Here is a 12630-nt window from a genome sequence, read left to right on the forward strand (position 1 = left end):
GCTCAGACTTCCGGATTGAGCAGCGTCATGTCGGAGCCGCCGCCGATGTCCTCGGCGCGCAGTACGACAACCGACACGTTGTCGTGCCCGCCATTCACCAGCGCGCGCTGCACCAACTCGTTGGCCGCCGCCGCGCAGTCCCCCGCGCTGGCTGCCAGCACCGCCGCGATGCCGGCATCCTCCACCTCGTTGCTCAGGCCGTCGCTGCAGAGCAGGAACATATCGCCATCGCCCACCTCTAGCGTCAGCACGTCGAGGTCGAGCCGGGTGGCGGCGCCCACGGCGCGCGTGATGGTGTTGTGGGCGGGATGGTGCTTGGCTTCCTCGGCCGTGATCAGCCCCCGGGCGCGCAGCCGCTCCACCTGGCTGTGGTCGCGCGTGAGCTGTTTCAGATGGCCGGCCCGGAAAAGATAGAGCCGGCTGTCGCCGGCCCAGAGGCACCCGCATCGCCGCTCGCAGGCCAGCATCGCCACGACGGTGCTGCCGATCACCCGGACCTTCATCCGCACGGCTTCGTCGATCAGCGCCTGGTTCACGGTCAGCAGCGTCGTGCGGGCGTCGTCCAGCGCGCCATCGAGGCTGCCGGGCGGCCCCAGGCCGGAGAGGGCCTGGACGATGGCCCGGCTGGCGAAGTCCCCCACGGCATGGCCGCCCATGCCGTCGGCCACCGCCCAGATGCCGCGTTCGGTCAGGTCCAGGCAGGCGTCCTCGTTGCGTTCCCGCACCCGGCCGACGTCCGTGGCGGCGGCCGAGCTCCAGCGGAATTCCGTTGCGCAGGTCACGGTGTGCTCCGGCGCGGAAGAAAGCGGCTCCGCGCAAGCGCCGCCCCCCGGGGCAGCATCAAAGGGTGGCCGGTGGGAGTGCCCCCCGGCTACCGGGCAGGACTCAGATCAACCGACCCTTGTTCCGGGCGTCCAGCGCGGCGTCCACGGTGATGGTCGAATTGGGCGCGTTGTTCTGGACGTCGATGTTCTGGAACTGGTTGTTCATCTGATCAGCATAGAAGCTGTAGTTGATCTCGTAAAAGTTCACGACTGGAGACGCGCTCGGGCGGGAGGCCACGTAGGGCTGGATCCAGCCGAACACCCACGGCGCGCCGCCGCCGCGAATGCAGGACATGGCGCGGAAATCCAACACGTGGTGGGTGTCGAGGTCCTTGACGATGAGGGTGGCCATGATGGTCTCCAGAGTCGGGGGGCGGCGCGTGGCGCCATGGCTGTATAGAGCAATCGGTGTGCCACAGGGGCTTTGTGAGGCCGGGGGCGCATGGCGGGCGCGACGTGGCGTCGGGACGGCCTGCGGCGTTGGCACCGGCCCAACACCGGGCACGAGGGATGTCGGCTGGCACCCGCCACAGCTATCCGGCTCTGGATGGGCAAGGTGGAAGCTCGGTTGATGGCCGCCAGCCAACACATCGCTCACAAAACTGTTGGATGGCCGCGCACGGTTTCTGGCCGGGAAGGGGTGCCGATCCCCCGCAACCCCTTGTCCTGCCGTGGTTTGATGGCATTGGCACGCTTGATGCGGTTGGTTGGCATCGACACAGCACTGGCTGCCTCCCACCGACACCGAACCGAGAACCGCCATGAACACCCAAAACCAACAACAAGACGACTACCTGCCCGGCGCCCATCTGGTTACGGAACGCAACGGCTACGTCCATCATGGCATCTACGCCGGCAACGGCCGCGTCATCCACTACGCAGGCTTCTGCCACGCCCTGCACGCCGCCCCGGTCGAGGAAACCTCGCTCACCCAGTTCGCCCACGGTCACACAGTGGCGGTGAAGATTGAACCCTGCGCCCGCTACCTCGGCATGGAAGCCGTCGCCCGTGCCCGCACCCGCCTCGGCGAAGACCACTACCACCTGCTGACCAACAACTGCGAACACTTCTGCACCTGGTGCCTGCTCGGCCAGGCCCGCAGCGAACAGGTGGACGCCTGCCTGCGCCAGCCCCGTGCCGCCGTCCACACCGTCCTGTCGATGGTGCGCGCCCTGCTGGCATCGATCGGCACCGGTACCGGCACCGGCACCGGCCTGACCGCCGCCTGAGCGGACCATCGAACCAACAGGGAGCAAGCCATGAGCGGACTGATCGATTGGGTAGGCTGCGAAAGCCGCCAGGCAAGGGCCTGCCACCGGCGCGCCGCCCGAGCCACCGCCAGCGGACGGCGTGACCAGCAAGGCGCGCGCCGTCGCACCAGCACCCGCCGCCGGCCATGGGCCGAACTTGCCGAGTTTGCTATACTCCGCCCCGTCTTCCGGCTCGGCCGGCCCATGGCGGCTGGCGCACCGTGCAGACGGTCCGCTCGCCGTAGTTCAATGGATAGAACGAGCGCCTCCTAAGCGCTAGATACAGGTTCGATTCCTGTCGGCGGGACCATAATCAAGTTCGCAGCAGTTCTCCAAAGTCCTCCGATCCGCGATAAATCAAGCCTTCCCGGCCTTTCGACGTTCGTCAAAGTTCGTGGCGAATCGTTGGCATCCGGCATTTTTCGAGGCATCATTCGTGGCACCAGTAATGCCACGATTTTCGGTGCCACGAAAAAATGCCTATCCGCGTCGAGCCCCTCTCCGACACCAAACTCCGTAACGCCAAAGCAAAAGAGAAGCCGTACAAGCTGGCGGACGGTGGTGGCCTGTTTTTAGAGGTAATGCCCGACGGCCGCAAGCTGTGGCGCTTTCGTTATTTCCGGCCGTCAGGTAGCGAGAATCGTCTCGGATTCGGCGTGTACCCCGAGGTCACCCTGGCCCAGGCGCGCGCGCAGCGCGATTCGGCGCGCACCCTGCTGGCCGCCGGCACCGATCCCGGCACTGCCAAACAGGATCAGCGCCTCGCGGCGAAGATCGCTGCCGGCAATTCCTTCGAGGCGGTCGCCCGTGATTGGCATGCCACCCAGAAGGAAAGCTGGAACGAAGTCTATGCGGGCAAGGTCCTCGCCTCGCTCGAGAACGACGTCTTCCCCGTCTTGGGCAGTACGCCCATCTCCGACATCCGCGCGCCGGCCATCCTGGCGCTGCTGAAGAAGGTCGAGGCGCGCGGCGTCCGCGATACCACGAAGCGCGTGCTGCAGCGCATGCGCGCAGTGTTCCAGTACGGCATCGTCTATGGCCTGTGCGACCGGAACCCGGCCACCGACATCGACAGTGAGGTCGTGCTCAAGGCGGCGCCGGTCCAGCACATGGCCAGGGTGTCGCTGGCCGAGCTGCCGCAGCTGCTACGCGACATCGATGGCTACGAGGGCGACAAGGTGACGCGCCTGGCGTTGCAGTTCATGACGCTGACGTTCGTGCGCACCACGGAAATGATTCAGGCAAAGTGGGACGAGATCGACGAGGACAAAGCTGAGTGGCTGGTGCCGGCCGAGCGCATGAAGATGCGTGATCCCCACGTGGTTCCGCTATCCACGCAGGCGCTGGCCGTGCTGAAGGAGCTGCGCGAAATCAATGGCCACCGCGGCTTCATCTTCTATAGCCCGCGCGGCAAGACAGGCCACATCAGCAACAACACGATGCTGTATGCGCTGTACCGCCTGGGCTATCACTCACGAATGACCGGGCACGGATTCCGGGGACTGGCGTCGACGGCGCTGAATGAGCTGGGCTTCCGGCCGGACGTCATCGAGCGCCAGTTGGCGCACGTCGAGCGGAACAAGGTGCGCGCCGCGTACAACCACGCGCAGTACCTGTCAGAGCGCCGGAAAATGATGCAGGCATGGGCAGACCGGATTAATCTGCTGAAGGGCTAGGAGTGCTAAATTGAGGGCGCCGCGAATCAGGTTGGAATTGGATCGGTTAATGGTGTGCCGCGCAACGTGTATAGGCGATCTATGAACGAGTCAAGAAATGCTTCGCCCCGGTATTCCCATTGATGCAATCCATGCCGTCAATTGAGTGGGGAAACGTCCTACTCGGCATGCGATTCGCCGGTGCCACGGACTTCAGCATGGGCGAAAGAAGCGAGATACTCGGACGTTCGATCCGCGACTGCTTGGGCGACATCTCGCTGACCACCGATCCATGCGATTTCGAGCATGGCGAACAATCCAAGAAAGGCGGCCTCTCGAAGCAGGAAGATAACTTCGTCGACTAGGTATCCCCGACTCTCGTCTTCACCAAACCTTCTCCCCGCTTGCATTGCCCCTGTATGGGCAAATGCGCACAGTATTTTCCAATAGCGGTCGCGGAAATTCCCCAGAACGTCAGATGTATGATCAAGCGCACGCTCGATGTCTCGGACAAACAGAGAGGCATCACGCAGATGCGGAAGCGATTTGTGATCCTCATTGGCAAAAGCCATGACCTGATCGTCTGAAGCGCACCGGTACAGCCACATGCCTCGAGTAAAGGACTCAAAGACTGAGCGGCCGAGCGCGTGAGCTGAGCCGTGAAGACCGCTAAGCGTGAGAAGCAGGATGGCTCTTTGATGCTCAAGAGTCTGATCTAGGCATCCACCTGCTAGCACTTCTCTTTGGTTGGAGGGGATCTGAACGGCGCCGCCGCAGTCATCGAGCCATTTGGCCAGATCAAACAGACGCTCCAACTCCATTTCCACTGCCGCCTTCTCATCTATTGTCCACATAACGTTTCACTTTCCGTTCGCTCAAGTGCATTAGAACACTTTCGGCCGGAAGGAGCCGTCCACTGGCTTTGCGAAAAGACGCTGGCACCATGGCGCCGGGGCAGAGGACGGGGCGTTCTTTGGTCATGCTAGGATTCCTCCACTCGACCGGAGGCGACGATGGAAATTCACCAAGTCACCATGCTGCAGCAGTACATCGATCTCTGCCTCACCTGGCAGGATCCTGTGTCTCATCTCTTTCGGGGCGTCTCCAATGCTTCTTACGATCTGCTTCCTTCGGTCGGAAGGGCAAATACGGAAGCTCACCGTCAGCGGCCTGAACTGAACTTCGTTGAGGCCCGCGAGCGATACGCACTGGAGCGTTTCCAGGACCAATCCGTGTTCTATCTGAAGCACAGACCTGCAGATCTTCTTGAGTTCATGGTCATTGCACAGCACCATGGCTTGCCGACACGCCTCTTGGATTGGTCCTTCAGTCCCCTTGTCGCTATGTTCTTTGCCGTTCAAGCGGGGGACACGGATGTTGACGGTGCCGTGTATGTCATTCCGCCGCTCAGTGACATGAGGGATTTCGGCGCGACTGTACGAAACGATCCGTTGTCCATAAGGCAAGACTATTTGGTCGCGCCACCGCATATCAACGCAAGAGTTGTTGCGCAGAAGAGTGTATTCACAATCCACGCGGACCCGACTACTCCCCTGAGAGGAGAGGAGTTCAAGAAGGTCATCTTCCCAGGCGCGCAAAAGGTACGCTTCCGAAAGGAACTCTTTCGGTTGGGCATCGATGCCTCGACAGTTTTTCCAGACATTGACGGCATCGCGGAAACAATTAAGTTTCTGCAGTTCGGTCCGAACATATGAGATGTTGGGCGGCGGGATGCTCTCGGACATCTTCAGGTGCTGGCCGCCGTCGAAGATTGATGACTGGTGGTTCATTCTGCCTCCGCAATGCCAGCTACCGACAGCGCCACCGCCACCGGCCGGACCCACACCGGCGCGGCCGACAGCATGAACGTCTCGCCGGTCTCGGCCAGCAGGAGGGTGGTGCCCATCACCTCGGCGATCGCGCGCGCGGCGTCCGGCGGCACGGCGTTGCCGATGCGCTCGCGCCAGGCCTGATCGCTCAGCCCGTCCAGTTCCAGGTATTCCTCCGGCTCGATCAGCGATTGCAGGGCGGCCAGTTCCAGCGTGGTGAACGGGCGGTGCCACGTGCCGTCCAGCGCGCGGATAATCGCCACCAGCTTGTCGTTCGGCGCCGGCATGCGCGGATCTGCCACCGACCACCGGCCATTGTCGTGGCCGGCAGCTGCTGACACGGCGCCGCTCGACTGGTCCCATGCGACCACGCCGTAGTAGCCGCCCGTCAGGTATGCGTCTCCACGCTCGCGGCGCATGCTGGTGCGCGGGTCGGCCACAGCGAAGGCGCCCTGGCCCGTCGTGCTGCCGCTGATCACTGTGCCGGTGGGCGCGTCGAATGGCGTCACCGCGTACTTGCCAAAGGTCGGACCGGCGCGCCGTGGGTCCTGCACGCACTGTCCCGTCCCGTGTGCGCTCGTGACGGCGCCGGCGGCCTGGTCCCACGGGACGATGCGGAATTCGTTGTTGTGCTTGGCCGGGCCGGCGTGGCGCGGGTCGGCCACGCTGAAGGTGCCCTGGCCGGGATTCGTTCCGGCGGTGATCGCGCCTGATGCTTCGCCCCAGCGGAGAACCCCGTACTGCTGATACTGCGCCGCGCCGGCGGCATGACGCGGATCCGCCACGGAGAATGCGCCATTGCTGGGGAGCGACTCACCGGCGACGGCGCCGACATGCTCTGCCCAGTCCAGCACGCCCAGATACCCGTTGCGCCGCTCGGGGATGACCAGGTAGTCCCGCAGGTGGCCATTCTCGACGGCCAGCTTGTTCAGGCTACGCCAGTCGCTGCCGGCCTCCACGAACGCCAGGCGCACCCACGTCTTCCACTGCAGCGACGGGACACGGTGCATCGGTCCGCCGGCGGCATCGCCCGGCTGGGGCATCCGGCCGAGCACGGTGCCGACGCCCTGCAGGCGTCGCAGCTCGGGCTCGTACAGGAAGGCCGGCACCTTTTCCATGTGCCGCGCCACCAGGAGGAAGCGCTTCCGGCTCTGGGCCAGCCCGCCCAGTTCGCCGCAGTCGTGCGTCGTCTCGTTCACCGCGTAGCCGTAGTGCCGCAGAATCTGGGCAATCTGGTCAAGCAGGTGCCGGCCGCGCGTGGCCAGACGCGGCACGTTCTCGAAGACGATCAGCTCTACCGGGTCATCCTTCCAGGCTTCGCACATCAGCCAGACGCAGCGCAGCGTCAGCTCGTTCAGCGCCTGGTATTTCGGCGTGCGGCTCAGAGTCTCCGACAGCAGGCCGGACGCGCCCTTGCACGGGGAAGAGATGAACACGCAGTGAGGCCGCTCGTGGCCGGCGGCGCGCACGATGTCGTTCGGCGTGGCCTCGCGCCAACCGGCGGGCGGCTCTGCACTGTGGAACGCGGTGTACTGTTCGCGGGTGAACAGGTCCATGACCGTGCACGGCACGCCCACCAGGGTCTCGAAGTCGCGCGCGGCAGCCGGGTCGACGTCGATGCCACCGATGCAGCGCCAGGTGGCGACCATGTTGCCAACCTGCGAGGCGGCTTTCTTGAAGCCCTTGGCGCCTCCGCCGAGGCCGCAGCAGAAGCCGAACGTACGGTATTCGCGGCGGATCATGCGTGCACCTCGCCACCGGACAGCGTCGCACGCAGCTTCGCCAGATTGTTAACGGCCCGCGCGATATGTTGCGAGGGAAGCACATCCAAGGCTTCCGTTGCGCATACTCCCTCATTTCCGACTACCGGGTGCCGGAACGGCGTGCTAGGTTGAGAGGACTGCTGGAGACACCGATGAGCCGATCCTTGCGCTGGATTCTCGAACTGCACCGTGGCATGTATGTTCATGTCTTGGCCTTTAAGCTCCCCGACGATTGGCGTGATGCAACCGCGCCAGGGCAGAAGTGGGGCTACTTGGTGGGCGTCGGTCGAAGCAACGCGCCCACCACCGAAATGCAGTACATCCCAGAAACCGACGACTACGACTACTTCACTCCCGAGGCGGCCGAACAGGCAGCGCTGCACTACGGAAGGCGCGTCATTGACGTGATGATCGAGTGCGGCTGAATGGCGCATAGTCATTTCCGGCATCACAGTTTCCCGTTCTCGCGGTCTGCCTGGGACGCAGCGCGCAGCTCGTCCAGGCTCTTGCCGGCCCGCGCGCGCCACTAGGCGCCATGCTGGAGCGCCAGCTGGATCAGCCAGTGCAGCACGTATGCCTGCTCTTCCTCGCAGCGCTTCGGGATGTCTGTACCGGCCGCGCGCAGGGCCTGTGCGATGGGGGTGGTGGTGTAGAGCATCAGGCCGAGCACCTCGAGCAGCGCATCGGTCGGCTCGGTCGGGTAGGGCAGGGTGCCCGGTGTAATCGCCGCAGAATGTGCGGATATTGGGGCGGTATTCTCCGCATGCTCGCTCTGGGGCGCAGCGCCCGGCGCCGTGGCTTCGAGGCTCTTGCGCAGGCGTTCTCCCGCTTGGATAGCCTCGTCGCGGACCTTCTTGTTGGTTGCGGACAGGCGCAGCTCAGGATTGGCGACGGTGGTGTTGTAGAAGTCGCGCGCGACGGCGCGCAGGCGCAGCAGTTGGCGTGCCAAGGAGACGAGCGCATGGGCGTCACGCCATTTCATCGTGCCGGCCACGGCGGCCCGCTCGAGCGCATCAAGGTTCATGGTCATCATTTCTTCCCGTTCTTGAATTCTTCTTCCTTCTCAGCCATCCACTTCGCCTGGCGGCGTGCCGCCCACACGCTCACGGCGATGTAGGCGATGGCTGCGACGACGGTAATGCCCAGTGCAGCGGTGGTGGACATCAGTGCTTCCCGCGCGAGGCCTCGATCTGCTCGTCAACCCACTGCTGCACCTCTTCCTCGACCCAGCCGCTTGCGCGGCCGAGCTTGATCGGTGAGGGGAACGTGTGGTCCTTGATGCGCCCGTAGATGGCCGTCTTGCCCAGGCCCACGCGCTCGCAGACCTCCGGCAGCCGGATGATCCGGCGTTGCGGTTGGGTGTTCATGCTGCCTCCCGTACGGTGCCGACCTCGTGGTCTTCGATCCAGAACGGCGTGATGGCGTCCGGCAGGGCGGCCGGGGGTGCCTTCAGGCTCATGAACACCAGCGCGGTGTCGATCGCGCCGTCGGCGGCCAGGTCGTCGAGCCACCAGAACAGCCGATCACGCTCGGCACCGATCAGCACGTCAGCACGGTCCAGCACCAGCAGGCGCAGGCCCGCCAGGTGCGTGATGGCCTCGGCGATCACCGCGTCGGCGCGCCACTTCTCGGACTCGGACAGCAGGGCGTAGGGGCGGCCGCCGTCGGCGGTGATGGACATGTCCGCCTCGATCCCGATGCGTGCCCATTCCGACAGGTTGGCCATGGCGGCCAGGCGCTCATTGATCGGGCCCAGCGCCTCGGCCAGCAGCTCGGCGGGGATGCCGCTCGGGCCCAGTGCCTCGGCGAGGGCATCCCATGCCACCACGTCGGCGTGGTGCTGCGCGGCCTGCGTGGTCTGCTCTGCCGCCTGCGCGGCGGCGCGCTGGCCTGCGCGCACGTCTTCCAACTCTTTGCTGGTCGCCGCAATGGCTGCCTGCAGGTTGGCCAGCTGAGCCTCGACGGTCTTCCGCAGCTCCGCGTCATCGTCGCCGGCATCGGCCGCGGCGTCCTTGCGCAGGAGTTCGAGCTGCGTGGCGGCGGCCTTCGCGCCATCGCGCTCGGCCGTTCGGCTCTTCAGCGCGTTTTCCAGCACGGTCAGGCTGCGCTCGTACTCGGGCAGGCGGCCGGCCGCTTCCGGGTCGGCCTGCGTCTGCTCGCGCAGGGCCAGCTGGCCGGCGAGGTATTGCAGCAGCACGCCGCATTCGGGGCAGGTGCACGGCATGCCGGCCACCTTGCCGCCGGCCGCCGCACGCATGGCTTCGACCTTGGGCAGGAAGGCATCGCGCTCGGCTTGCGCGCGGTCGACGGATTCCTGGGCCTTGGCCAGGCCGGCCGCCTTGTCGGCCAGCTCGCAGATCTTCGTGTCGCGGGTGGCGCGCTGGCGCGCGGCGGCGTCCATCTCGCCCAGCTGGCGCTGCATGTCGCCGGCTTCGGTCGACGCCTCGGCGATGTCGGCCTGCAGCTCGGAGATCGTTGCGTTCACGTCTTCGGGGACGTGCGCGCCGGCCGGCACCGGGGCCTTCCAGTCGCCGGCCTTTACCGACCCATAAGTCTCTCCAGTGACGGCGCGCCAAGCTCCCTTGGCTGCCGTGGCCTTGGTCTGGGCTTCCTTCGCCGCGGCGTCGAATCCGGCGCGCACCAGCGGTAACACCGCCTCGATCTTCCTGGGGTGGCAGCCGCGCGCCACCAGGCGCTCGCGCACGAGGTCGGTACCGAGCTTCAGGCCCATCAGGTCGAACAGGAACGCACGGCGTTCTTTGACCTCGAGGCGGGCGAAGCGCTGGGCGTCCAGCACGTACGGCAGGCGCGGGTCAGCCTGCAGCCCGGCGGTCAGCTTGCCCGAGGGCAGGGCGATGCTGTTCGCCTGCGGGCCGGCCGACACCACGATCGAACCCGACTCGGTGCCATCGTGCAGCAGCTGGCCGTATTCCTTCTTCAGACCCACGCGCACGCTCTCGCCGGTCAGGGCCATGCGCACGGCTTCCTGCAGGCTGGACTTGCCCGCGCCGTTCGGGCCGCAGATCAGCGACACCGGCGTAGCCGGGATGATGTCGGCCGCCCGGAGGCCGAGGAAATTGCGGGCATGGATGGCGGTGATCTTCATGGCTGCTTACCCTTCCTGGTCTTCGGTGCTCTTCAGGACCTTGCGCTGGCCGTCCGCGTCAGCCGCGCTGATGACGCCCTTGGCTTCCAGGCGCTCGACCAGACGCGCGGCGCGGTTGTAGCCGATCGTGAAGTGGCGCTGGATCTGGGTGATGGATACGCGCTGCTTCGCAATGACGAAGGCCTCGACGTCGGCGTAGATCGAATCCTCTTCAGGGTGCTCGTCGTGCCAATCCTTCCAGCCCTTCACCCACTCGATGCACAGGGCGCCGGCCATCACCGGGCAGTCGCTCTCGGGCTTGCCTTCTGCAGCTGCATCGCGGCCTGCCTGATAGGCGGCATCCAGCTCTTCCTGCAGTGGTTGATGCTCGATAGCGACTGTCTTGGCGTCGACGTCGACAACGCCGTCATCCCCAGGCGCATCGGCGTCCGGCATGCCATCACCATCGCTGCTGGTGTACTCGCGGCCCATCTCGAATGCGCGCTGGTCGGACTCGCCACGCACCTCGTCCATGCCGCGGGTGTACTGGCTTTCGCCGCCGCTCAGCACGAGCAGCACGGCCTGGCCTTGAGCCTCGGCCAGCTCATGCAGGGCAGACACCGACTTCCCGATCTTGATCAGCGCCTGGGCGCCGTCCTTGATGGTGATCTTGTCCAGATCGCCCTGGACCACAGTGCGGCCGTTCGCGGCGATCAGGTGCACCGCCATCTTCACCGACGCATCTACGCGGCTGCGCAGGCGGTCGATGACGTCGTTCTGCTTCTTCTCGGACAGCTTCACCCACGTGTCGGGCATCATCTTCATTTCCAGCACCAGGGCGGACAGCAGGTCCTTGCCGAGAGTGTTGGCGGTCATGTTCATCGTGGCTTTGAATTCGGGCGATTGGCTCATTTCGGTGTCCTGGTGTACGTGTCTGCGTTCGGGCCGCGCCTCGGCATTCGGCGGCGCGGCGCTGTTCTTCCTCCCGCGCTACAGCCGTCCGCGCGGGCAGTCCTCTCTCACAGGTGTTTCAGTCGGCGTTGATGGGGGCGCGCTGGCGGCGGGTGGTCGTTTGCGCCGGCGCGACATCCTCTGCCGGCTGCGTCAGCTCGCGCATGCGGCGCGAGGCGACCTGGTGCAGCGTGGCCTGTTCCGCTTCGCCTACCACTTGTTTGATCTGGCTGCGGGCGAAGTCCAGGTCTTCGACGGTCTGCGCCTGCAACAGCTCGCGATTCACGTCTTTGAAGCTGAGCGGTGCGCTGTCGCCGTGTTGCTGGCTGCCTTCGTCAGCCGGAATCAGGTCGGCTTGCTGGCCGCCGTCCTCGTCGCCTGCATCGTCGGGCGACTGGTTGTCGTCCGTCGCCCCCGCCGGCTCCTCGGGGTGCTCGACCACCTCGGCGGGCTGGGCCGCGGCGGTGCGTGCCGCGCCGCGCAGTTCGTTGACTGAGGCGCTGGCGACTGAGTACGAGCCGTCCGGGTTCAGGTCGATGATGTCCTGCGCTTCCTCGACGGTCTGCAGGCCCATCAGCAGCTCGGGGGCGTAGAGCTTGCCGAAGAAGCTGGCCGTGCGGTACCGCAACATGACCTCGTCCATGGTCTGCCACTTGCTGCCGTTCTTCGTGTACCAGCCTTCCTTCACGGCCATCTCGATCGACACGGCCGGCGATTCCAGGCGCTCACCGGTTTCCTTCTCGATGGCCCAGGCGATGCAGACCTTGTCGAGGATGTCGACCTTCTTCGTGACGCTGGTGCGATTGCCGCCTTCCCAGACCGTTTCGGTGCGCTCGACATTCTTCTTGCCCAGCACCTTGATATCGAAGCGCAGCGGAGAGAATCGACCGCTGCCGTTGATAGCGGCGATGATCCACTGCGACGACCAGGACGGCCGGCCTTCGACGATGTACAGGTTCTGCATCACCATCAGGGGATCCGCGCCCATGCGCTGCGCCATGTTCAGCGCGACGACGGCGTTGGCCAGCGCGTTCGGGTTCTCGCGCGATTCCTTCACGTTGCCATACTTGTCCAACTTCTCGATCACCTTGCGGTACGCCGCAGGCACGAGGGTGGACGAGGCGAGCAGGTTGGCGGCGCGCTGCATCAGTTCGAAGGATTGCAGGCTGCCGAAGCCCATCGTGACGACGGGTGCGGGGGCGGCTTCGCGCACGGCGGGCGCGCGCATTTGTTCAAGGGTGGCGGTTGCGGACATAGCGGTGATCTCTCGAAG

14 protein-coding genes and 1 tRNA gene are annotated in these 12630 nt (G+C 65.2%); 5 read left to right on the forward strand and 10 right to left on the reverse strand.

What is annotated here, in order from left to right; all coding sequences use genetic code 11:
* Nucleotides 1-2: 2 nt before the first annotated feature.
* Together AB4Z27_RS05790 and AB4Z27_RS05795 are read right to left on the reverse strand one after the other, a co-directional pair.
* A complete protein-coding gene (locus AB4Z27_RS05790; protein WP_092290276.1) occupies nucleotides 3-782 on the reverse strand; it encodes a PP2C family protein-serine/threonine phosphatase in 780 nt (259 codons plus the stop codon).
* Between the two features lie 103 nt (nucleotides 783-885).
* A complete protein-coding gene (locus AB4Z27_RS05795; protein ID WP_092290275.1) occupies nucleotides 886-1176 on the reverse strand; it encodes a hypothetical protein in 291 nt (96 codons plus the stop codon).
* Between the two features lie 409 nt (nucleotides 1177-1585).
* Between AB4Z27_RS05795 and AB4Z27_RS05800 the strand changes: the two genes are divergently transcribed.
* From AB4Z27_RS05800 to AB4Z27_RS05810, 3 genes are all read left to right on the forward strand, one after another.
* Complete coding sequence (locus AB4Z27_RS05800; protein ID WP_441644043.1) at nucleotides 1586-2053, forward strand: lecithin retinol acyltransferase family protein; 468 nt, start codon at nucleotides 1586-1588, stop codon at nucleotides 2051-2053.
* A 256-nt stretch (nucleotides 2054-2309) separates the two neighbouring features.
* Nucleotides 2310-2384 (forward strand) — tRNA-Arg (locus AB4Z27_RS05805).
* Nucleotides 2385-2550: 166 nt separating this feature from the next.
* Nucleotides 2551-3750 carry a tyrosine-type recombinase/integrase gene (locus tag AB4Z27_RS05810; RefSeq protein WP_441644044.1) on the forward strand — a complete coding sequence of 400 codons (1200 nt, stop codon included), beginning with the start codon at nucleotides 2551-2553 and terminating at the stop codon, nucleotides 3748-3750.
* Nucleotides 3751-3908: 158 nt separating this feature from the next.
* Here the strand turns inward: AB4Z27_RS05810 and AB4Z27_RS05815 are convergent, their stop codons facing one another.
* On the reverse strand, nucleotides 3909-4583 hold the full coding sequence (locus tag AB4Z27_RS05815) for a DUF6988 family protein (RefSeq protein ID WP_441644045.1): 675 nt from the start codon (nucleotides 4581-4583) through the stop codon (nucleotides 3909-3911).
* Nucleotides 4584-4742: 159 nt separating this feature from the next.
* Between AB4Z27_RS05815 and AB4Z27_RS05820 the strand changes: the two genes are divergently transcribed.
* Nucleotides 4743-5444, forward strand: coding sequence for an FRG domain-containing protein (locus AB4Z27_RS05820; protein ID WP_441644046.1), 702 nt, complete (start codon nucleotides 4743-4745; stop codon nucleotides 5442-5444).
* Between the two features lie 71 nt (nucleotides 5445-5515).
* Here the strand turns inward: AB4Z27_RS05820 and AB4Z27_RS05825 are convergent, their stop codons facing one another.
* Nucleotides 5516-7300 (reverse strand): DNA cytosine methyltransferase, encoded by a 1785-nt coding sequence (locus tag AB4Z27_RS05825; protein WP_441644047.1) that lies wholly within the window; start codon nucleotides 7298-7300, stop codon nucleotides 5516-5518.
* Nucleotides 7301-7302: 2 nt separating this feature from the next.
* Between AB4Z27_RS05825 and AB4Z27_RS05830 the strand changes: the two genes are divergently transcribed.
* Nucleotides 7303-7746: a hypothetical protein gene (locus AB4Z27_RS05830; protein ID WP_441644048.1), complete on the forward strand. Its 444-nt coding sequence runs from the start codon at nucleotides 7303-7305 to the stop codon at nucleotides 7744-7746.
* A 101-nt stretch (nucleotides 7747-7847) separates the two neighbouring features.
* Here AB4Z27_RS05830 and AB4Z27_RS05835 read toward each other — a convergent pair whose 3' ends face one another.
* The 6 genes from AB4Z27_RS05835 to AB4Z27_RS05860 all read right to left on the reverse strand — a co-directional run bounded on the left by AB4Z27_RS05835 (nucleotide 7848) and on the right by AB4Z27_RS05860 (nucleotide 12612).
* Nucleotides 7848-8354, reverse strand: a complete 507-nt coding sequence (locus tag AB4Z27_RS05835; protein WP_441644049.1) for a hypothetical protein — start codon at nucleotides 8352-8354, stop codon at nucleotides 7848-7850.
* Nucleotides 8351-8485 carry a hypothetical protein gene (locus AB4Z27_RS05840; protein ID WP_441644050.1) on the reverse strand — a complete coding sequence of 45 codons (135 nt, stop codon included), beginning with the start codon at nucleotides 8483-8485 and terminating at the stop codon, nucleotides 8351-8353. The genes AB4Z27_RS05835 and AB4Z27_RS05840 overlap by 4 nt, the downstream gene beginning before the upstream one ends.
* The gene (locus tag AB4Z27_RS05845; RefSeq protein ID WP_149135672.1) at nucleotides 8485-8688 is read right to left on the reverse strand and encodes a helix-turn-helix transcriptional regulator; all 204 of its coding nucleotides are present in this window, start codon (nucleotides 8686-8688) and stop codon (nucleotides 8485-8487) included. The genes AB4Z27_RS05840 and AB4Z27_RS05845 overlap by 1 nt, the downstream gene beginning before the upstream one ends.
* Nucleotides 8685-10427 carry an AAA family ATPase gene (locus tag AB4Z27_RS05850; RefSeq protein ID WP_441644051.1) on the reverse strand — a complete coding sequence of 581 codons (1743 nt, stop codon included), beginning with the start codon at nucleotides 10425-10427 and terminating at the stop codon, nucleotides 8685-8687. Before AB4Z27_RS05850 ends, AB4Z27_RS05845 begins: the two co-directional genes overlap by 4 nt.
* 6 nt (nucleotides 10428-10433) lie before the next feature.
* Nucleotides 10434-11318, reverse strand: a complete 885-nt coding sequence (locus AB4Z27_RS05855) for an Rmf/CrpP family protein (protein WP_410748620.1) — start codon at nucleotides 11316-11318, stop codon at nucleotides 10434-10436.
* Nucleotides 11319-11436: 118 nt separating this feature from the next.
* Nucleotides 11437-12612 (reverse strand): hypothetical protein, encoded by a 1176-nt coding sequence (locus AB4Z27_RS05860; protein WP_410748619.1) that lies wholly within the window; start codon nucleotides 12610-12612, stop codon nucleotides 11437-11439.
* Between the last annotated feature and the right edge of the window lie 18 nt (nucleotides 12613-12630).

This window comes from Cupriavidus sp. KB_39, assembly GCF_052114485.1.
In the GTDB taxonomy this organism is placed as follows: Bacteria; Pseudomonadota; Gammaproteobacteria; order Burkholderiales; family Burkholderiaceae; genus Cupriavidus.